Origin of the sequence: Melghirimyces profundicolus (assembly GCF_003054245.1) — a bacterium.
Classification (GTDB): domain Bacteria; phylum Bacillota; class Bacilli; order Thermoactinomycetales; family DSM-45169; genus Melghirimyces; species Melghirimyces profundicolus.
This window is the reverse complement of record NZ_QBKR01000015.1, coordinates 12,086-32,325: the sequence shown is the minus strand read 5'-3', so window position 1 is coordinate 32,325 and position 20,240 is coordinate 12,086. Positions and strand designations below refer to the sequence as shown.

General features: G+C 57.0%; 16 protein-coding genes. All 16 read right to left on the bottom strand.

Features of this window, described 5'->3' with window-relative positions; translation table 11 throughout:
* Nucleotides 1–126: 126 nt before the first annotated feature.
* The 16 genes from pnp to C8P63_RS11260 all read right to left on the bottom strand — a co-directional run bounded on the left by pnp (nt 127) and on the right by C8P63_RS11260 (nt 20,230).
* Nucleotides 127–2,217 (bottom strand): polyribonucleotide nucleotidyltransferase, encoded by a 2,091-nt coding sequence (gene pnp / locus C8P63_RS11335; protein WP_108024236.1) that lies wholly within the window; start codon nt 2,215–2,217, stop codon nt 127–129.
* A 129-nt stretch (nt 2,218–2,346) separates the two neighbouring features.
* Entirely contained in the window at nt 2,347–2,616 is a 270-nt protein-coding gene (gene rpsO, locus C8P63_RS11330; RefSeq protein WP_108024234.1) for a 30S ribosomal protein S15, read from the bottom strand.
* Nucleotides 2,617–2,787: 171 nt separating this feature from the next.
* Nucleotides 2,788–3,732 (bottom strand): bifunctional riboflavin kinase/FAD synthetase, encoded by a 945-nt coding sequence (locus C8P63_RS11325; protein ID WP_108024232.1) that lies wholly within the window; start codon nt 3,730–3,732, stop codon nt 2,788–2,790.
* Nucleotides 3,733–3,740: 8 nt separating this feature from the next.
* Nucleotides 3,741–4,655: a tRNA pseudouridine(55) synthase TruB gene (gene truB, locus C8P63_RS11320; RefSeq protein ID WP_108024229.1), complete on the bottom strand. Its 915-nt coding sequence runs from the start codon at nt 4,653–4,655 to the stop codon at nt 3,741–3,743.
* Nucleotides 4,655–5,650 carry a DHH family phosphoesterase gene (locus C8P63_RS11315; RefSeq protein WP_108024227.1) on the bottom strand — a complete coding sequence of 332 codons (996 nt, stop codon included), beginning with the start codon at nt 5,648–5,650 and terminating at the stop codon, nt 4,655–4,657. The genes truB and C8P63_RS11315 overlap by 1 nt, the downstream gene beginning before the upstream one ends.
* Nucleotides 5,631–5,990, bottom strand: a complete 360-nt coding sequence (rbfA, locus tag C8P63_RS11310) for a 30S ribosome-binding factor RbfA (protein ID WP_108024225.1) — start codon at nt 5,988–5,990, stop codon at nt 5,631–5,633. Before rbfA ends, C8P63_RS11315 begins: the two co-directional genes overlap by 20 nt.
* Nucleotides 5,991–6,041: 51 nt before the next feature.
* Complete coding sequence (locus tag C8P63_RS11305) at nt 6,042–6,323, bottom strand: DUF503 domain-containing protein (RefSeq protein WP_108024223.1); 282 nt, start codon at nt 6,321–6,323, stop codon at nt 6,042–6,044.
* A 6-nt stretch (nt 6,324–6,329) separates the two neighbouring features.
* Complete coding sequence (gene infB / locus C8P63_RS11300; RefSeq protein WP_425437299.1) at nt 6,330–8,570, bottom strand: translation initiation factor IF-2; 2,241 nt, start codon at nt 8,568–8,570, stop codon at nt 6,330–6,332.
* On the bottom strand, nt 8,571–8,867 hold the full coding sequence (locus C8P63_RS11295) for a YlxQ family RNA-binding protein (protein WP_108024219.1): 297 nt from the start codon (nt 8,865–8,867) through the stop codon (nt 8,571–8,573). It abuts the gene before it with no gap.
* A complete protein-coding gene (gene rnpM / locus C8P63_RS11290; protein ID WP_108024217.1) occupies nt 8,860–9,138 on the bottom strand; it encodes an RNase P modulator RnpM in 279 nt (92 codons plus the stop codon). The genes C8P63_RS11295 and rnpM overlap by 8 nt, the downstream gene beginning before the upstream one ends.
* 35 nt (nt 9,139–9,173) lie before the next feature.
* Entirely contained in the window at nt 9,174–10,391 is a 1,218-nt protein-coding gene (gene nusA, locus C8P63_RS11285; RefSeq protein ID WP_108024215.1) for a transcription termination factor NusA, read from the bottom strand.
* A 22-nt stretch (nt 10,392–10,413) separates the two neighbouring features.
* Nucleotides 10,414–10,875, bottom strand: coding sequence for a ribosome maturation factor RimP (gene rimP, locus C8P63_RS11280; RefSeq protein WP_108024213.1), 462 nt, complete (start codon nt 10,873–10,875; stop codon nt 10,414–10,416).
* 259 nt (nt 10,876–11,134) lie between these two features.
* The gene (locus C8P63_RS11275) at nt 11,135–15,421 is read right to left on the bottom strand and encodes a PolC-type DNA polymerase III (protein ID WP_108024349.1); all 4,287 of its coding nucleotides are present in this window, start codon (nt 15,419–15,421) and stop codon (nt 11,135–11,137) included.
* A 529-nt stretch (nt 15,422–15,950) separates the two neighbouring features.
* Complete coding sequence (locus C8P63_RS11270) at nt 15,951–17,675, bottom strand: proline--tRNA ligase (protein ID WP_108024211.1); 1,725 nt, start codon at nt 17,673–17,675, stop codon at nt 15,951–15,953.
* A 29-nt stretch (nt 17,676–17,704) separates the two neighbouring features.
* The gene (rseP, locus tag C8P63_RS11265; RefSeq protein WP_108024209.1) at nt 17,705–19,042 is read right to left on the bottom strand and encodes an RIP metalloprotease RseP; all 1,338 of its coding nucleotides are present in this window, start codon (nt 19,040–19,042) and stop codon (nt 17,705–17,707) included.
* Nucleotides 19,043–19,057: 15 nt separating this feature from the next.
* The gene (locus C8P63_RS11260) at nt 19,058–20,230 is read right to left on the bottom strand and encodes a 1-deoxy-D-xylulose-5-phosphate reductoisomerase (protein ID WP_108024207.1); all 1,173 of its coding nucleotides are present in this window, start codon (nt 20,228–20,230) and stop codon (nt 19,058–19,060) included.
* Nucleotides 20,231–20,240 lie beyond the last annotated feature (10 nt).

Sequence of the window (20,240 nt, the reverse complement as noted above, 5' to 3'; positions counted from 1 at the left end):
TAATAACTTATGCACCCTCACGGTCTCCTATACGAGGATGGACCTCTCCCAAACCACATAAAAAAAGAGACAGATCGCTCTGACTCTTTTTGTGGAAGAAGAGACCGGAACAAAGCGGAACTCTTGTCAGGATTCCTCTGTCAGGACTGCTTTTCTCGAAAGGTTGATCCGGCCCTGATTGTCGATTTCCGTCACCTTCACCAGAATCTTATCACCCAGGTTTACGACGTCCGTCACCTTATTCACCCGGTTTTTATCCAGTTGGGAGATATGTACCAAACCTTCCTTTCCGGGAAGAACTTCCACAAAGGCTCCGTACTTCTCCACCCGTTTCACCGTACCGGTGTACGTCTCGCCCACCGTCACTTCCCGCACCAGATCTTCAATGATGTTTTTCGCCTTCTGGTTTTGCTCGGGATCGGTGGAGGAGATGAAGATGCGCCCGTCCTGTTCGATATCGATTTTCACCCCGGTCTCGTCGATAATCTTGTTGATCACCCGTCCGCTGGGTCCGATCACCTCCCGGATCTTGTCCGGATGGATCTTCAGGGTAAGGATTTTCGGAGCGAACGGAGACAACTCCTTGCGCGGTTCTTTCAGGGTGGCCTCCATGTTGTCCAGGATCTTCTGCCGTGCCCGATGCGCCTCTTTCAGTGCCTGGGAAAGGATATTCCGGTCGATTTCCTGGATCTTGATGTCCATCTGCAGAGCCGTCACCCCTTTGCGGGTTCCCGCCACCTTGAAATCCATGTCTCCGAGATGGTCTTCCATGCCTTGAATATCCGTCAGCACGGTGACCTGATCCCCTTCTTTCACCAATCCCATGGCGATTCCACCCACCGGAGATTTGATCGGCACGCCGGCATCCATCATGGCCAGGGTGGAGGCGCAAATACTGGCTTGGGAAGTGGACCCGTTGGATTCCAGCACCTCGGAAACCAGCCGGATGGTATAAGGAAACTCATCTTCCGAAGGGATGACCGGCTCCAAGGCCCGTTCCCCCAATGCGCCGTGTCCGATTTCCCGCCGTCCCGGTCCTCTGATCGGCCGGGACTCCCCGACGGAGAACGGTGGAAAATTGTAATGGTGCATAAACCGTTTCGACTCTTCCAGATCCAACCCGTCCAGAATCTGCACATCCCCCAGGGCTCCCAGGGTGCAGACGCTCAAAACCTGGGTCTGTCCGCGGCGAAAATGTCCGGATCCGTGAGTCCGGGGAAGAGTCCCGACTTCGCTGGTGAGTTCCCGAATCTCTTCCGGAGAACGACCGTCCGGACGCTTTTTCTCTTCCAGGATCATGCGGCGGACTTCCTCTTTCAACACCGTTTGAAGGATTTCCTCGATCTCCTGCCGGAGTTCCTCGTCGGGTTCCTCTCCGGCGATCTTTTCCAAGACCATTTCCTTCACCCGGTTGATGGCATCCTCCTGTTCCTGTTTTTCCACTGCCTGTGCCGCTTCAGCCATGGGAACAGCCGCCAGTTCCCGGACCCTTTGTTCCAATTCGGCGTCCACCCGGTGCAACACCGGCTGCATCTTGTCCTTTCCGATCTGTTCCGCGATGTTTTCCTGAAATGCCACCAACTCTTTGATCGCTTCATGTCCAAAAAGGATCGCTTCCAGCATAATGTCCTCCGGCACCTCGTCCGCGCCGGCTTCCACCATGTTGACCCCTTGTTTCGTTCCGGCGACCACCAGGTGCAAATCGCTTTTTTCCGCCTGTTCAACGGTTGGATTGAGCACCAGTTCTCCGTCCACCCGGCCGACGATCACCCCGGCGATGGGGCCGGAAAAAGGGATGTCGGAAACAGAAAGGGCCGCGGATGCGCCGATCATGGCCGCGATCTCGGAAGAACAGTCCTGATCCACTGACATGACAGTCGTAACCACCTGTACATCATTGCGATACCCCTCCGGAAAAAGCGGACGGATGGGCCGATCAATCAGACGGCTTGCCAATACCGCCTTTTCACTGGGCCGTCCTTCCCGTTTGATAAACCCACCGGGGATTTTACCCACCGCGTACAGCCGTTCTTCATAGTTCACCGTTAATGGAAAAAACGGCAGGTCCTTCGGTTCCTCCGACGCGGTGGCCGTTGCAAGCACCGCGGTCTCACCGTAACGGACAAAGACGGCTCCGTTCGCTTGGTTGGCGAATTTGCCAAACTCCAACTGCAAACGCTTGCCTGCCAATTCGGTCTCGAATACGGTCGATTCCATCTACGCTCTTAATCCTCCTCTCGTACACGCACATATACCTTCTTCATGGTAGCATTATTTCCTTCCATCGGGGCTTTTAGAGGGGGGCTGATTGAAAAAAGCGGGGATTCTCCCCGCTTTTGTCCTTCGTTACCGGCGCAAGCCCAATTTTTGAATCAGCACCCGATACCGCTGAATGTCGTTTTTCTTCAGATAGTTGAGCAGGTTGCGGCGTTGCCCGACCATCTTCAGAAGCCCGCGGCGGGAATGATGATCCTTCTTGTGCTCCCGGAGGTGTTCGTTCAGTTCGTTGATCCGGTGTGTCAGGATTGCGATTTGAACTTCGGGAGATCCGGTATCGTTCTCGTGCGTTTTGAACTCGTTGATAATTTCCCGCTTCCGTTCCAGGGACAGACTCATCCCTTTCACCTCCTTGTGTCGAAAACCCCCGTGGCCCAGGCCATCGCCGAGGCAGTCGATGATCCACGCCAGGGTTGTTTTGCGCATGAAAACGTAGACCGGCTGGGATCCATCCCAACCGACACTTGATCAGTATATCATAGAAGAGTGTTGGAGTAAATGAGTCCTTGCTCAAAAACGATTTTGGTTTTTCAACCAATCCCGTGCCTCCCGTTCGTCGCTTTTGAGCTGGTCGATCAGGGATTCCACCGAATCAAAGCGGACTTCGTTTCTGAGATGCCGGAGGAACTGCACTTCCATCCGGAAACCGTAGAGATCTTCATTCACATCGAACAGATGGACCTCCAGGGTTTTTTTCGGTTCGGGGTCGTCAAACGTGGGACGAAACCCGATGTTCATCATCCCGTGATGGATTCGCGCTCCCACTTTGACCCGGACGATGTAAACTCCCGTGGCGGGAACGAGAAAAGGCTCCTCCAACCGGAGGTTTGCGGTGGGAAAACCGATTTTCCGTCCCCGTCGGTCCCCCACCGTCACTCTTCCCCAGAGGGAATAGGGACGGCCGAGGATTTCCGCCGCTTCGGAAACCCGGCCTTCCCCCAACGCTTCCCGGACCCGGGTGCTGCTGAAGGACCCTCCGTTTCCGCGGACCGGCTGGACCACTTCCACCCGGAACCGGTCCGCCCCGAGGCGGGCGAGGTCCTCCGCTTTTCCTTCCGCCCCCCTGCCGAAGGTGAAGTTGTATCCCACCGCCACCGATTTCACTTCCAAGGGGAGCAGCACTTCCTCGACAAACTGCTCCTTGGTCCGGGCGGCCAGCTCACGGTCAAAACGCATCACATAAACCCTGTCCACCCCTAATTCTTCGAAGCGTTTCAGCTTTTCGGGAAGGGGGGTGAGGTACCGGGTAACTTCGGCCTTGCCCAGCACTTCCCTCGGATGGGGATGAAAGGTCATCACTGCCGGGGTCGTCCCAATAGCCGTTGCGAACCTCCGTGCTTTTTCGATCACGGTCCGGTGCCCCCGGTGCACTCCGTCGAAATAACCGATCGCAAGGGAGACGGGAGGAAAAGATCCTTTTTGCTTGAAGGGATACGACAAATGGATGGTTTCCATCAATTGATTCACCTGACCCGAAACACTTTTACAGGAATCGCCTTGGATTTGTCTTTCAGGGTGTACAGGGCACAAAACCGGCCGTCGTCGGTGTAAACCCGGAAAAGGGTCCCCACCGGGACGGGCCCTTGTTCTTCTTTCTGTTCCTCCATTCCGAGAGGTCTCCCATTCATCACATCGGGGAACGTTTCCCGGGGAACCATGACGGCTGGGAGATGGCCGAGAGCTTCCCCGATCCCGGTCAGAGCCCGGTCCAATTCCCCGTTTTCCGCCATGGATTCCAATTCTTCCAGTGAACGGGCGTCCTCCAGGGAAAAAGGGCCGCTTTCGGTCCGGATCAGGCCGGACATGTGGGCGGGATACCCCAGCGCCCTGCCCAGGTCCACACAGAGGGTTCTCACATAAGTCCCTTTGGAACACTGGACGTCGAAATGGATCCGAGGCTGTTTTCCCTTTTCCATTCCGATCCTTCGAAGGGAGTGGATGGTGACCTTCCGGGGTTTCCGAGGGACTTCCCTGCCTTCCCGTGCCCATTCATAGAGTTTCCGGCCTCCCACCTTGACGGCGGAAAACATAGGGGGGATCTGTTCGATTTCACCGGTGAACCGCCGGAACACTTCATCGATCTCCTCAGGATCGAGGGATCCGACTTCTCTTTCCTCCACCACCCGGCCTGTCTGATCCTGGGTGTCGGTGGCCGAGCCCAATGTCATCGTCCCCCGGTATCGTTTCGGCAACTCCTGAATGTATTCGGCAATACGGGTGGCTTGTCCCAGACAGACAGGGAGCACACCTTCCACCTCCGGATCCAGGGTGCCGGTGTGCCCCACCTTTTTCTGGCCCGCCAGGCGGCGGATTCGGCTCACGACATCATGGGAGGTCATCCCTCTGGCCTTCCGGACGGGAATTACCCCGTGCAACATCAGCATCCCCCCCGTCTCAAAGCGGCGGCTACCCGATCCAAAATCGCCCGCTCCGCCTCTTTTCGGTTCCCCCTCAAGTTACAACCCGCCGCTCGGGCGTGTCCTCCTCCGCCCAGGGACTGAGCCAGTTCCCCCACATCCACGATTTCGCGGGAACGAAGGCTGGCCTTCACCGTTCCCTCCGCGGTTTCACGGAACAGAATGCCGACATCCACACCGGCCACATTGCGGGCATAATTGACGATCCCGTCCAGATCTTCTTCCTTGGCACCGGTCTCCTGAAAATCCCTCTGGGTCAACCACATCCAGCTCACCTTCCCCTGCTCGGAAAAAGAAAGGGTGTCCAGCGCACGGCGGAGGATCGCCAGCTGTTCCCGGGTCACCGTCTCGATGACGCGGTCGGCAACCTCTCCGGGGTCCACTCCGTGGCGGAGCAGATCGGAGGCACGTTCCAATACCTCCGGTGTGGTGTTGGAATAACGAAAACCGCCGGTGTCTGTGAGAAGACCGGTATAAAGGCAGGCAGCCAATGACGGATCCCATTCCACCCCGAGTCCTTCGGACCAACGACACAGGATCTCGGCCGTGGCGGCAGCATCGGGTTCCACCAAGTTGACCGTGCCGAACCGGTCATTGGTGGGGTGGTGGTCGATATTCAGCACTTCGGCATCATCGGCCAACAAAGGCCGTACTTGCCCCATCCGTTCCGCATCGGCCACATCGACAGCGATCACCCGGCGGTAGGGGGCGGCGCTTTTCGCCTCCTCCGGAGAACGGATCTCGCCGGCTCCGGGAAGAAACCGAAACTTATGGGGAACAGGGGATTCATTGACCATCACCACCGCCTTGCCCAATTTGCTCAGAACCCGTCCGACGGCCAGGGTGGATCCGATCGCGTCCCCGTCCGGGTGAATGTGGGAGACCACCAAATAGGGTCCCTCCCCCGTCACAAAAGCAGTTGCACGCTTGAAATCCTCACTCCGGTTCGGGGTCATTGCGGTTCACTTCTTCCAGCAATTTGGAAATGTGTTGGCCGTGTTCGATCGATTCGTCAAACTTGAAGATCAGTTCCGGAGTGTGACGGAGCTGAACCCGCCTTCCGATCTCCGTCCTGAGGTACCCTTTGGCTTTATCCAGACCCCTCAGGGTCTGTTTTTTCTGCTCCTCGTCTCCGAGAACGCTGATGAACACCTTCGCCTGCTGCAGGTCCCCGCTCATCTCAACGGCAGTCACCGTCACGAATCCGACCCGGGGATCCTTCATTTCATGTTGTAACACATGGCTCAATTCCTTTTTCACCTGTTCGCCGACTCGACTCGCCCGAATGCGCGCCAACGCCGACACCTCCTGTTCGCCACTCTTGACGGAACGAAAAGTTTCCTCTCGTTACAGGAAGGCGATCTCCGCCTCGACGATCTCCATACCGTCGATGGTTTCCAAGAGACGCATGGCTTCCCGCAGTTCCTTCTCCACGATGCTTCTGTCGCTTCCGACCCCCGCGATCGCCAGGTCGGCCCACTGCCGGTCATCCTGGGAACCCACCTCGGATGCGGACAGGTTGAGCCGGTGACGGATTCGGGAAAGCCCGCTTTTGACCGCCCGGCGCTTCTCCTTGAGCGAGGTGGAACCCAGGATCTTACAACGGCAGTCCAAAACACCGACATGCATGGAACGTTACCGCTCCACTTCTTCCAGGACAAACACTTCGATGATATCGCCCTCTTTAATATCGTTGTAATTCTTCAGGGTGACGCCGCACTCGTAACCTTGGGACACTTCCTTGGCGTCATCCTTATAGCGTTTGAGGGTATCGATGTCGCCTTCGTGGATCACCACGCCGTCGCGGATTAACTGTGCCTTGCCGTCACGGACGATCTTGCCTTCCGTTACATAGCAGCCGGCAATGGTCCCCACTTTGGACACTTTGAAGGTTTGCCGGACTTCGGCGCGTCCCACCATTTTGTTCCGGTATTCCGGATCCAGCATTCCCTTCATGGCGGATTCGATTTCTTCAATGGCGTCGTAGATCACCCGATACAGGCGGATATCCACTTTGTCCTGTTCCGCCGCCACGCGTGCCTGGGGTTCGGGGCGTACATTAAAGCCGACGATGATCGCATTGGAGGCGGAAGCCAGGGTGACATCGGATTCCGTGATGGCACCGACCCCGGAGTGAATGATGTTGACCCGGACGCCTTCCACTTCGATCTTCTCAAAAGATCCGCGCAACGCTTCCACAGATCCCTGGACGTCCGCTTTGATGATCACGTTCAGATCTTTCATTTCGCCTTCACGGATCTGTTTGTACAGATCATCCAGGGTGACCCGAGTGGTGGCTCCCAGCTCTTCCTGACGTTTCTTCTCCGCCCGGCGGGCAGCGATCTCCCTTGCTTTTTTCTCGTCCTGGTAAACGATGAAGGGATCACCGGCCTCCGGCACGTCGGAAAGACCAAGCACCTCGACAGGCATGGACGGTTCCGCGCTTTTCACCCGTTGCCCGCGGTCGTTGATCATGGCCCGCACTTTTCCGAAGTGGGTCCCGGCCACAAGGGCGTCCCCCACCTTCAGGGTTCCGTTTTGGACCAGCAGGCGGGCGACGGCGCCGCGTCCTTTGTCCAGCTCCGCTTCGATGACGATGCCCCGGGCCCGTTTATCCGGATTGGCTTTGTATTCCTGAACTTCGGCCACCAGAAGAATCATTTCCAGAAGCTCGTCGATCCCCTCACCGGTAACAGCGGAAACCGGCACGAAAATATTGTCTCCGCCCCAATCTTCCGGAATCAGCCCGTGTTCCGTCAGTTGCTGTTTGACGCGGTCGGGATTGGCCTCCGGTTTATCCATCTTATTCATGGCCACGATGATGGGGACATCGGCGGCCTTGGCATGATTGATCGCTTCCACGGTTTGGGGCATCACGCCGTCGTCGGCAGCGATCACGAGGATGGTGATGTCCGTCACCTGAGCACCGCGTGCGCGCATGGTGGTAAATGCCGCGTGACCGGGGGTGTCCAGAAAAGTGATTTTCTTATCGTTGGATACCACCTGGTAGGCTCCGATGTGTTGGGTGATGCCGCCCGCTTCACCGGCGGTCACTTTCGTTTTGCGGATCGTATCCAAAAGAGTGGTTTTTCCGTGGTCCACATGCCCCATGATGGTTACGACCGGCGGACGTTCCCGGAGGGTTTCGGGGTCATCGTGTTCTTCCAGTTCTTCGAAGGCGGACTCATCGATGACTTCTTTGTAGTTCACTTTGACGCCGAATTCCTCGGAAACGAGGGTGATGGTATCCACATCGATTTCCTGGTTGATGGTGGCCATTGTCCCCAGAGTCATCAGCTTTTTGATCACTTCCGAGGCCTCCCGGCGCAACAGGCGCGCCAACTCTCCGACCGTCATCGGACCGGAAACTTCAATCTCCGCGGGCAGGACGGGAGCCTGCTTTTCACGGTGTTGCGGGTTCCTGCGATCGGATCGCCGTCCTTTGCGGCCGCGGCCGCGGTTTCCACCTTTGCCTCCCCGGTTGGCGGAAGGGTTCCCGCTTCCCCGGTTGCGCCGGCGGTCCCTGCCTCCCGCGTGTTGCGCAGCAACTTGGCCTCCTCCTTTGGACTTGTTCCCCCGGTTCCGGTTTTGTCCGTTCCCCTGTTTCTGGCTTCCACCGGTGCGGTTCGTTTTCTCTTCCTGCTTGGCCGCTTTCGGCTTGTTCTTGGTTTTCGGTTCCGATTTCTCCGCCCCCTGTTTCACGTCTTTGAAAAATTTCTCCACCTTGTTGACCATCTCATCGTCCATCACACTCATATGGTTGTTGACCGGTACGTTCAGGCGTTTTAAGATGGTCAGGATTTCCTTGCTGCTCATATTCATTTTTTTGGCGTATTCATAAACGCGGATTTTCGCCACATTGCTCACCCCCGTCAGTTACTCGCACCACTTCCGCATGGCATCGGCAAAACCGGGATCGGTCACGGCGACGGTCACCCGTTCCGGCTTTCCGATCGCTCTGCCCAGAGCCTCCCGCGAACCGACCGTCACCAAGGGCACTCGATAGTGGGTGCATTTGTCCGTGATTTTCTTTCTGGCGTTGGATGCGGCGTCATCGGAGAGGAAAACGAGGGAAGCCGCTCCGGACCGGATCGCGGAAACCACCTGCTCTTCCCCGGAGACCACTTTGCCGGCACGCATCGCCATCCCCAGCATCTGGTGCACTTTATCCATCGGTTTTTCCCGTCGCGATGTATTCACGTAACCGCTGGTAGACTTCCTCGCCCACTTTGGTCTTCAGCGCCCGATCCAGCGCCCGTTTCTTTTTTGCCAGTTCCACGTATTCCTCTTTGGCGCAGATGTACGCTCCCCGGCCGGATTTTTTCCCGGTGGGATCGATTTCAATCTCGTTTTCCGGTGTGCGAACCACCCGAATCAGATCTTTTTTCGGGTACAGCTCCTGGGAAGCCACGCACTTTCTCATCGGCGTTTTTCTCTTTTTCATGCTCCACCCACCTCCTCACAAAGATAGCCGGACGGTCAAATCCCGTCCTTTTCCTTGGCTCTGTCAGAAGGCTCGGCGGCATCCGCCGCCTCGGATTCGTCCCGGGGTTCCGTTTCCGCCCTTTCTTCGGCGTCGATTTCCCCGTCGGGTGCTTCCGTTTCCACCCTTTCCTCAGCGACGATCTCCCCGTCGGGGATTTCGGTTTCTTCTTCCTCTGTCTGATCCGCTTCGGATTCACTCTTGATATCGATTTTCCAGTTCGTCAGTTTGGCCGCCAGGCGGGCATTTTGGCCTTCTTTTCCGATGGCCAGAGAAAGTTGGTGATCGGGAACCACCACCCGGGCCACTTTTTCATCCTCGCGGATATCGACACTCACCACTTTGGAAGGGCTGAGGGCGTTGGAGACAAATTCCACCGGATCCTCCGACCAGCGGACGATGTCGATCTTCTCTCCCCTCAACTCATTCACTACGGTCTGAACGCGCATCCCCCGATGTCCCACGCAGGCTCCGACAGGGTCCACCTGTTCTTCCCGGGAAGAGACGGCAATTTTGGAACGGTGACCCGCTTCCCTTGCCACCGAACGGATTTCCACGATTCCCTCGAAAATCTCGGGGACCTCCAGCTCGAAAAGACGCTTCAGAAGGCCCGGATGCGTTCTCGAAACAAAGACCTGGGGCCCTTTGGTCGACTTCTCGACACGGGTGATATAGGCTTTGACCCGGTCATTATGCTTAAATCGTTCTCCCGGCATCGTTTCCTGGAAGGGCAACAACGCCTCGACACGGCCCAGATCGATGTAGTATTGCCGGTTGTCGGAGCGCTGCACCACTCCGGTCACGATATCTTCTTCCCGGTCCACGAATTGTTCATAGATGATGTTGCGTTCCGCTTCCCGGATTCGTTGGGTGACCACCTGTTTGGCGGTCTGAGCGGCGATCCGGCCGAAATCCGCCGGGGTCACTTCAATTTCGACAATGTCCCCCAATTCATAGGAAGGGTTGATTTCGGCGGCAGCGTCGGCGGATATCTCCAGCCGGGGGTCGAGAACTTCTTCCACCACCGTCTTTCGGGCAAACACCCGGACCCGGCCCGTATCCCGGTCAATATCCACCCGCACGTTCTGTGCGGAATGGAAATTCCGTTTATATGCCGAGATCAACGCTGCCTCGATGGCCTCAATCAACACTTCTTTGCTGATGCCCTTCTCTTTCTCCAGCTGGTTGAGGGCTTCGATGAACTCCGCATTCATCGTTTTCTTCTCCTCCCTTCAATTAAAACACGAGGACCAGACGCGCCTTGGCCACTTTATCCACAGGGATCTCGACGGGATCTCCCTCAAGATCGATCGTCAGGCTTTCCGGGGTATACCGGGTCAGAGTGCCCTCGAATTTCTTCCGTCCGTCGATCGGTTCATAGGTGGTCAGAAAAATCCGTTTTCCCAGCGCCTGTTTGAAATGGCCCGGCTTTTTCAGCGGGCGTTCGGCCCCCGGGGACGAAACCTCCAGAAAATACTGACCCGAAACCGGGTCCACCCGGTCCAACTCCGCGCCGAGACGTTCGCTCACACGACTGCAGTCGTCCAGATCCACTTTTCCTTCCGGACGGTCGATATATACGCGGAGATACCAGTTATTCCCTTCCCTTGTATATTCCGTATCGTACAGTTCCAAGCCTTCCTCATCAAGGATCGGTTCGGCCAGTTGCTCCACCGCTTCAATCACCTTACGGCTCATCTTTTGTACCTCCTTATCCAAGCCCTCCACCCCCGTGAGGAAGACTCCATCACAAAGGGAAAGAGTGGGCGACAACCCACTCTTTTCGGCCGAGACATATCTACAAATCAGTATAGCCAAAAAGATTCCAAACTACAACGTCGAAAGACGGGAGTCCCGGGAGCCACCCGGGACTTTCCGAGCGGCAGAGTTGAAGGGAATGTTCTACGACATCATAACACAATCCGGCATCCATTCGCAAAAAATTCCTCTGAGACGGTCAGAACAGAGACAGCTGGTTGCTCTCCGGCATATCCTCCAGGCAACCGAGTCGTTTTAAAACGTCCACGACAGCGCTGGAGATGCGACTCCGTTTCGTAAGATCTTCAACGGACAAAAACTCGCCTTCCTCCCGCGCCCGGGCGATATTCTTCGCAGCGTTGGTTCCGATGCCCGAGACGGATGAGAAGGGTGGGATCAGACTGTTCCCGTCCACCAGAAACCGCTCGGCGTCGGATCGGTAGAGGTCCACCCGCTGAAAAGTGAGACCGCGGGCCAACATCTCCCGCACCGATTCCAGCACAGTCAGAAGCCCTTTTTCCTTCGGGCTGGCTCCCACGCCTTTCTCTTCAATCTCGACGATCTTCTTTTTCACCGCTTCCGGCCCCTTCAGGACCAATTCCACATCGAAGTCGTCGGCACGGACGGTGAAGTAAGTGGCATAGTATTCGATCGGGTAGTGGACTTTAAACCAGGCGATCCGAACGGCCATCAACACATAAGCAACCGCGTGGGCTTTGGGGAACATGTACTTGATTTTCCGGCAGGATTCGATGTACCACTCCGGAACGTCATGGTTCCTCATCAGGTCGGCCTCCTCATCGGTCAGCCCTTTTCCCTTCCGCACCTTTTCCATCAACTTGAAGGCGATGGAGGGTTCCATTCCTTTATAGATGAGATAGACCATGATGTCGTCCCGGGTGGAGATCACTTCCGACAGCACCGCGGTCTTGGAACGGACCAAATCCTGGGCGTTGTTCAACCAGACATCGGTTCCGTGGGAAAGACCGGAGATGCGGACCAGCTCCCCGAAGGTCGTCGGTTTCGTATCCTCCAGCATCTGCCTGACAAAGCGGGTCCCGAATTCGGGTATGCCGAGGGTTCCGGTCACCGTTCCGATCTCCTCCGGCTTCACCCCGAGGGATTCGGTGCTGCTGAACAGCTTCATCACTTTCGGATCGTCCACGGGAATGGTCTTGGGATCGACCCCCGTCAAATCCTGCAGCATCCGAATCACGGTCGGGTCATCGTGCCCCAGGATGTCCAGCTTCAACAGACGCCCGCTGATCGCATGATAATCGAAGTGGGTGGTGATCGTTTCCGATTTGACGTCGTCGGCGGGACGCTGGATCGGCGTAAAATCGAAGACTTCCTTGTTCTGAGGGATGACCATCAACCCGCCGGGATGCTGACCGGTCGTCCGTTTCACACCCGTGCATCCTTCCACCATCCGGTCGACCTCGGCGTTTCTCCATTGGTGGCCTTTCTCTTCCTGGTATTTCTTCACGTACCCAAACGCGGTTTTCTGAGCCACCGTCGAAATCGTTCCCGCCCGGTAGACATAGTCTTTACCGAAAAGTTCCTCTGTGTATTTGTGGGCGCGGGGCTGATATTCCCCGGAAAAGTTCAGATCGATATCCGGAACCTTGTCCCCTTTGAAACCGAGAAAGGTTTCAAAGGGAATGTCGTGGCCGTCTTTCTTCAGCTTTTCGCCGCATTCGGGACAATCTTTGTCGGGAAGATCAAAACCGGATGCGACGGATCCGTCCCGGATGAACTCGCTGTACTTGCACTCCGGACAGACGTAGTGGGGAGGCAGGGGATTCACCTCCGTGATGTGGCTCATCGTGGCTACAAAGGAAGATCCGACGGAACCTCGGGAACCGACCAAGTATCCGTCCTCCAGGGATTTGGTCACCAGCTTGTGGGAGATCAGATAGATGACCCCGAATCCGTGCTTGATGATACTTCCAAGCTCTTTTTCCAGCCGGCTTTCAACGATCTCCGGCAACGGACTCCCGTAAAGACCTTCCGCCGTCTCATAGCAAATCCGGCGAAGTTCCTCGTCCGCCCCTTCGATAATCGGTGTGTGCAGGTTATCCGGAAATGGCTTTAATTTCCCGATCCGATCCGCGATGGCCCGGGGATTGGTCACCACGACCTCGCGGGCCTTCTCCTCCCCCAGATACGAGAACTCTTCCAACATCTCATCGGTGGTCCGGAAGTACGCGGGGGCCAGCGGACCTTGGTTGCGAAAACCACCCGTTTGGTTGAAGGCGAGGATCTCCCGGAACGTGGCGTCCCACCGGTTGAGATAGTGGGCGTTGGAAGTGGCCACCACCGGCTTGTTCAATTTCTCACCGATCTGTACCAACAGCCGGTTGGCTTCCCGGAGCCGTTCCTCGCTGTCCACGAGTTCCTTTTCCACCAGATGCCGGTTCACTTCCACCGGCTGAATTTCGAGGTAATCGTAAAAGCGGGCCAACTCTTCCACTTCCTGCGGGGATTTTTGAAGAGCGGCCTCAAAGAGCTCCCCTTTTTCACATCCCGAGCCTATCATCAACCCTTCCCGGTACCGTTCCAGAAGACTTCTGGGAATCCGAGGCATCCGGTGAAAATATTCCAGGTGGGATTTGGAGACCAGTTTGTACAGGTTTTTCAGACCTTTCTCGTTTTGCACCAGCACGATGGCATGAAAAGGACGCAGGCGGCTCAAGTCCCGGTCCCCCATATATTCGTTCAGCTGATCCAGTCGGTGGATGTTCCTTTCCCCGCAGTCGAGAACCATCCTCCAGAGCAGGTATCCGGTCGCTTCGGCATCATAGATCGCCCGGTGGTGTTGGGTGAGTTCGATGTCAAACTGCCTGCAGAGCGTGTTGAGACGGTGGTTTTTCAACCGGGGATACAGAAACCGGCCCAGTTCCAACGTGTCCACGACCGGGTTCTCCACCGGGGACCGACCGGTTTTGCGGCAGGCTTCCTGAAGAAATCCCATGTCAAAGCGGGCATTGTGGGCCACCAGGACCGTGCCTTCGAGAAAACGGAGGAACCGGGGCAGAACATCGGACAGATCCGGGGCATCCTTCACCATGTCATCGGTGATACCGGTCAAATCGGTGATGGTGGCCGAAAGCCTCCGGTGAGGGTTGATAAAAGATTCAAACCGGTCCACGATTTCGCCGTTCTTCACCTTGACCGCGGCAAGTTCGATGATTTCGTCATGGACAGCGGACAACCCCGTCGTCTCCACGTCAAAAACGACATAGCTGTCCTCTTTCATGACCCGGCTTGAGGCATTCATCACGATCGGTACGCCGTCATCCACCACGAAGGCCTCCAGCCCGAAAATCACTTTGATTCCGTGTTTCTCTCCGGCGGAAAAGGCGTCGGGGTATGCCTGAAGAACGCCGTGATCCGTCACGGCCACCGCGGGATGTCCCCAATCCGCCGCCTGTTTCACCATGACGGCGGGATCGTAAACGCCGTCCATGGCACTCATCGCCGTGTGAAGGTGAAGCTCCACCCGTTTTTCCTCCGCCCGGTCCTCTCGCCGGTAGGGAGGCACCTCTTTCAGATCGTTGGCCATCACCACCAGATCCCGGGCAAAGGTATCGTATTGGACCGACCCGCGGACAGCGAGCCACATCCCGTTTTTCACCCGGTTCAGCTTGGCGGCGTCTTCTTTGTCCCGGGCAAAGATCTTGACCGCGATGGAGTCACTGTAATCCGTCATATTGAAGGTCAAAAGGGTTCTCCCGCTGCGAAGTTCCCGGGTTTCGGCCTTGAAGACCGTTCCGCGAATCGTCACCCGGCGTTCCTCATCGGTAATTTCCTTGATCAGAACCGGTTCATCATGAAAGTCGTAACCGAGAGTCACCGGAGACTCCTCCTCCGCCTCCTCCGCCGGCGGAGGCGACGACTCTTCCAGATGGCTCATCGCTTCCTCCAACAGCTGACGATCGGCTTCCTCCCGTTCTTCCAGGAACTTTTCCTTTGCCTCATCCGATTCCCGGCAGGCGAGGTCCACCTGGATTCGGGTACCGGAAATCTCATGGAAAAGGGAGGCCACCACCTGATCCAACTGCTTGGCGACCGCCATTTTATTCATGACCGGGTTGGGGAAGGCGATGGTCAACCGATTCCCCTCCATCTGCCACTCTCCCCGGGAAAGCCACCCGGCCGCTGACGGAGAGAGGTTATCCGCCACCCGCTTCCGAATCCAGTGCCAGTACATCTCCATCAATTGGGAGAGATCGGCACGTCCGTACCGAACGACAAACCGCACGTCCGCAACCGGATGGAAGGCGGATGCGATCCGGTCCCGAACCCCGAACAGAATGTTGGGCGGCACGGGGTGAACCAATTGGAGATAAAAGGTCCAACTCCGGTCCCGCCGACTCACTTTCACTTTTTCTATGTACGCACCTTCGAAATACTTCGCGGCTTCATCGGGAATCCGGGCACGCCGGAACACTTCTTCCAACCGGTCCCGTTTAAAAGCCTCCATCGACAAACCCTTCACCTCCAGTATCCGCTCTCCGTGTTGCTTCTCTCTTCTTTTCCGAGTTTATCAGAAACCGTCCGGCCGGACTAGAAGCGTTGTGATTGAATGTTCGTTTCGAGAAAAGGGGAAGCGTTTACCCAAAATAGCGACTTTGCTGTCCTGCACGGCGGAGAATCAGCCAGCAAGGGCGTTCAGGGGCAAAAGCTTCTCTGTGTGGCATCCGAAGGCTTTTGCCCCTGCCCGCAGCAGGATGATTTGGAGCGGACAGTACAACCATCTCTGCCGGACAGCATAGCGAGACCGGGGAGCGCAAGCGACCCAGGCGAGACTTGTGCTCTGTGAGTGCAGCCGGAGCGGCTTTGGATAAATGCTGCCGCTCACTTTTTCACAACGCTTCCAGAATAAAGCCCCCGCCGAAGCGACGGGGGCTGGGTACCGTTAGAAAAAGCGCCGAAAAACCCACGGCTTCAGCAAAGTGCACCATAGGCATTCCTTCGGTCACCCTTGAGGTGCTGTTGCCGTGCGGAGCCAGTCACTTTTCATCTGCTTTCTTCAGGAGATCCGGCAGCTTCAAAGGCAACTCCTCTGCCGACAAATCACCGCTCTTTCCGGAACGCCGAAACTTGTATTCGACGCGACCATCCGAGGCCATCTTCCCCACAGTGATGCGAAGAGGTATTCCGAGCAGGTCGGCATCCTTGAACTTGACACCGGCCCGTTCCTGACGGTCGTCAAAAAGGACTTCGATGCCGTCCGCCGTCAGCTGGGCATAAAGTTCTTCCGCCAGGCGCGACTGATCCGGGTCCTTCGGGTTGACCGCAATCAAATGCACCTGATACGGAGCCGCCCCGGAAGGCCAGATGATCCCGTTCTCATCGTGGCATTGTTCCACGATGGCGGCAACCACCCGGGAAATGCCGATCCCGTAGCATCCCATGATATACGGGCGTTCTTTCCCTTCCCGGTCGAGAAAGGTGGCGTTCATCGCCTCACTGTACCGGGTGCCCAACTTGAAGACATGCCCCACTTCAATCCCGCGTGAAAACCGGAGGGTTCCTCCGCAACGGGGACAGGCGTCTCCCTCCTGTGCGGTCCGCACATCGGCATAGAGATCCACCTGAAAATCCCGGGCCGGACGGACATGCACCAAATGGGCATCGGCTTCATTTGCCCCGACGACGGCCTCACGCATCCCTTTCACGGCATGATCGGCCACCACTTTCACTGGTTGTTTCAGCCCGACGGGGCCGGCAAATCCCGCCGGTGATCCCGTCACCCGGCGAACGGTGTCATCGTCAGCCAGCTCGCATTGTTCCGCGTCCAGGACGTGTTTCACCTTCACTTCATTCGCCTCATGGTCTCCCCGGACCAGTACCAGCACCGGTTCCCCGTCCACGGTGAACAAAAGGCTTTTCACCAGCTCTTCCGGTTTTTTTCCGAGCATCCGGGTCACTTCGTCGATGGTGGACGCACGGGGAGTGGAAACCTTCTCCACCCCCGGTACGTCGGTGGCTGTTGGGGCGGCTGCCTCTGTCAAAGCCCCCACCTCGGCGGTCTCGATGTTGGCAGCGTAATCACAGGAGCCGCACAGAGCAAGGGTGTCTTCGCCGGATTCCGATAATACCATGAATTCGTGGTTTTCGGATCCCCCGATGGCGCCGGAATCGGCTTCCACCGCCCGGAAATCCAGTCCCAGGCGGGTAAAGATCCGCCGGTAGGCTTCATACATGTCCTGGTAAGTTTCGTCCAGGGTCTCCTGATCTGCATGGAAGGAATAGGCGTCTTTCATCAGGAATTCCCGTCCCCGGAGCAGCCCCGACCTCGGCCGTCTCTCGTCCCGGAATTTGGTTTGGATCTGGTAGAGTGCCATCGGCAACTTTTTGTAAGAATTGACCTCGTTCCGCACCAGGTCCGTGATCACTTCCTCGTGGGTGGGTCCCAGCAGAAATTCCCGTTCGTGCCGGTCCTGAAGTTTCACCAGTTCCGGCCCGTAGGTCTCCCATCGTCCCGATTCCTTCCACAGTTCGGCGGGATTCATCGCCGGCAGGAGAAGCTCTTGGGCCCCGATGCGGTCCATCTCTTCCCGGACCACCTGCTCCACTTTGCGAAGCGTTCGGTACGCGAGGGGGAGATAAGTGTACACCCCCGCGGCCAGTTGCCGGATCATTCCCGCACGCAGCATCAGCCGGTGACTGGCCATTTCCGCTTCCGCCCCCACGTGGCGGAGCGTAGGGATCAGCATGTTTTTCTGTCTCATGGTTCCCGCTCCTTACTCAGTACCCGGAGTCAGCTGAAAAAGACCCGCAGGATGTCGTTATACGTGATAAACAGCATCAACATCATCAAAAGAGCAAATCCTACAAAATGAACCAGACTTTCTTTGTTCGGATCCAACGGCTTGCCGCGGAGAGCTTCCACCAAAATGAACATGAGCCGTCCTCCGTCCAGAGCCGGAAACGGAAGGATGTTCAGGATGCCCAGGTTCAGACTCAAAAGTGCCGCCAGCCGGACCAGGGGCAACCATCCCGCCTCGGCCGCCTGACCGGTGATATCGGCGATTCCCACGGGACCGGCCAAATTTTCCAGGCCCACTTTGCCGGTCACCAGCTGGCTGATCCCCTTCACCATCACCACGGCCAGTTCATAGGTTTGTTTAAACCCGTTGACCGCCGCTTCGGAAATGGTGGCGTCCCGAAGCTCCTGTTTCATTTGGATCCCGATCATGAATCGGCCGTCTTTTTTTTCGGGCTTCAACGTGGTCTCGTAGGTTTGGTTGGCCCGCTCCAACACGATGCTGACCGGTTTTCCCTGGGCTTCCTGCAACGGGAGTCGGATATCGTTTAGGCTGTTGACGTCTTTTCCCTCCACCTGCTTCACGATATCCCCGGGCTGAATGCCCGCCCGTTCCGCAGGGGAGTTCGGTACGGTATCCTGAATCGACACTTTGGTCTCCAGTCCGACCACCAGGGTCACCACTGCCATCAGGACCACCGCCAACAGGAAATTGAAAACCGGTCCGGCGAGAATGGTCAGTGCCCGGTCCAGGATGCTCTTGGAAGCAAACTGGCGGTCGAGTGGGGCAATCTGCACCATGTTCTTCTCATCGTACTGAATGACCGCCTGAGGATGGATGCGGTGGCGAACTTCCCGCTCCTCCCCATCTTCCACAAGGAGATACAATTCCTTTTCGATGTCCGCCTCCAGGAGCTTTCCGAAAACGGTATCCTTCACAGGCGGAAGATGGCGGGGAAGATCCGCATCGGCATAATCGTCCACTTCACCGTATTCCCGGGCCACTTCATCCGTTGGTCCGTCGGAATGCGCCTTGGGTGCCCGGATCCGAATGATCCGGCCTTCCGCATCCCGATCCATCACCAGGCGGGAACCGGTTTTCAACTCCACGATTTCCGGATCTTCCCCCGCCATTCTCACGTAACCGCCCAAAGGAAGGAGGCGGATGGAGTACAGGGTCTCTCCCCGGAACCAGGAAATCAGCTTGGGTCCGAACCCGATGGCAAACTCCCGGACCAGGATCCCCGCCCGTTTGGCAAAGATAAAGTGGCCCAGTTCATGTATAAACACCAATACACTGATCAGCAATATAAAGGAAACAATCGTCTGCATTCTCCATCACCGCCTTCATTGGTCACGGGTTGGGCTTAATGATTTCAGCCGGAGCCGGGCCGTCTCCCTTGCCCACCGGTCGGCTTCAAAAAGGTCTTCCAACCCGGGATCTGCCACCGGAATGTGCCGGGAGAGAACTTCCCCGTTGATCTCCTCGATGGCGAGAAAAGGCAAGTCTCCTTTCAGGAAGTACTCCACCGCAACCTCATTGGCGGCGTTCAGCACCGTCGGAGCCGTGCCGCCCGCGCGCCCCGCCTCAAAGGCCAGCTTCAGACAGGGGAACCGGTCGAAGTCCGGTTCGCGGAAATGGAGAGTGCCCATTTTCGTCAAGTCCAACGCCTCCGTTTTCAGGGGGAGACGATCCGGATAGCTCAGAGCATACAGGATCGGCACCTTCATGTCCGGCGAACCCAGTTCAGCCAGAACCGCCCCGTCCACAAACTCCACCATGGAGTGGACGATGCTTTCCGGGTGAATGACGATGTCAATCCGGTCATAGGGAAGATCAAACAGCCAGCGGGCTTCGATCACTTCCAGCCCCTTGTTCATCAGGGAAGCCGAATCGACGGTAATTTTGGCCCCCATCGACCAGTTGGGGTGGTTCAGCGCTTCCTCCCGGGTGGCCGACTTCATCTTCTCCCGCGACCAGTCCCGAAACGCGCCTCCGGAGGCCGTCAGGATGATGCGGCGAACCCGGCCGGTGTTCTCCCCGTGAAGGCACTGGAAAATCGCCGAATGTTCACTGTCGATGGGCAGGATGTCCACCCCGTGTTTTTTCGCCTCTTTCATGACGATGGAACCGCCCATGACCAAGGTTTCTTTGTTGGCCAATCCCACGGTTTTCCCCGCCCGGATTCCCGCCAGGGTGGGCTTGAGACCCCGGCTCCCGACCATGGCGGAAACGAGGTAAGTGGCATCGGGATGGGAAGCCACCTCCTCCAACCCTTCCTCCCCCCAAACCACCCGGACCGGCCGGGAGGCGCGCAACTCCACTTCCTTCGCCGCTTCCCGGGAAGACATGGAGACAACCGACGGTCCGAACTCCTCCACCTGCCGGAGCATCTCCTCCACGTTGTTGCCCGCGGCGAAAGCGACGATCTCAAATTCTTCCGGGTGTTGACGGATGACTTCCAGTGTATTCGTTCCGATGGAACCGGTGGAACCCAGGATGGCGATTCGTTGTTTCATCCACATTCAC

Excerpts from the sequence above, each read along its gene's own strand:
- C8P63_RS11305 (WP_108024223.1), bottom strand. The coding sequence starts at position 6,323 with ATGCATGTCGGTGTTTTGGACTGCCGTTGTAAGATCCTGGGTTCCACC.
- C8P63_RS11325 (WP_108024232.1), bottom strand. The coding sequence starts at position 3,732 with ATGGAAACCATCCATTTGTCGTATCCCTTCAAGCAAAAAGGATCTTTT.
- C8P63_RS11270 (WP_108024211.1), bottom strand. The coding sequence starts at position 17,675 with ATGAGACAGAAAAACATGCTGATCCCTACGCTCCGCCACGTGGGGGCG.
- rpsO (WP_108024234.1), bottom strand. The coding sequence starts at position 2,616 with ATGAGTCTGTCCCTGGAACGGAAGCGGGAAATTATCAACGAGTTCAAA.
- pnp (WP_108024236.1), bottom strand. The coding sequence starts at position 2,217 with ATGGAATCGACCGTATTCGAGACCGAATTGGCAGGCAAGCGTTTGCAG.
- rimP (WP_108024213.1), bottom strand. The coding sequence starts at position 10,875 with ATGAGCCGTAAGGTGATTGAAGCGGTGGAGCAACTGGCCGAACCGATC.
- C8P63_RS11275 (WP_108024349.1), bottom strand. The coding sequence starts at position 15,421 with ATGGAGGCTTTTAAACGGGACCGGTTGGAAGAAGTGTTCCGGCGTGCC.
- C8P63_RS11315 (WP_108024227.1), bottom strand. The coding sequence starts at position 5,650 with ATGACCCCGAACCGGAGTGAGGATTTCAAGCGTGCAACTGCTTTTGTG.
- C8P63_RS11295 (WP_108024219.1), bottom strand. The coding sequence starts at position 8,867 with ATGGATAAAGTGCACCAGATGCTGGGGATGGCGATGCGTGCCGGCAAA.
- C8P63_RS11260 (WP_108024207.1), bottom strand. The coding sequence starts at position 20,230 with ATGAAACAACGAATCGCCATCCTGGGTTCCACCGGTTCCATCGGAACG.
- truB (WP_108024229.1), bottom strand. The coding sequence starts at position 4,655 with ATGTTGCACGGGGTAATTCCCGTCCGGAAGGCCAGAGGGATGACCTCC.
- nusA (WP_108024215.1), bottom strand. The coding sequence starts at position 10,391 with ATGAATGCGGAGTTCATCGAAGCCCTCAACCAGCTGGAGAAAGAGAAG.
- rseP (WP_108024209.1), bottom strand. The coding sequence starts at position 19,042 with ATGCAGACGATTGTTTCCTTTATATTGCTGATCAGTGTATTGGTGTTT.
- rnpM (WP_108024217.1), bottom strand. The coding sequence starts at position 9,138 with ATGAAAAAGAGAAAAACGCCGATGAGAAAGTGCGTGGCTTCCCAGGAG.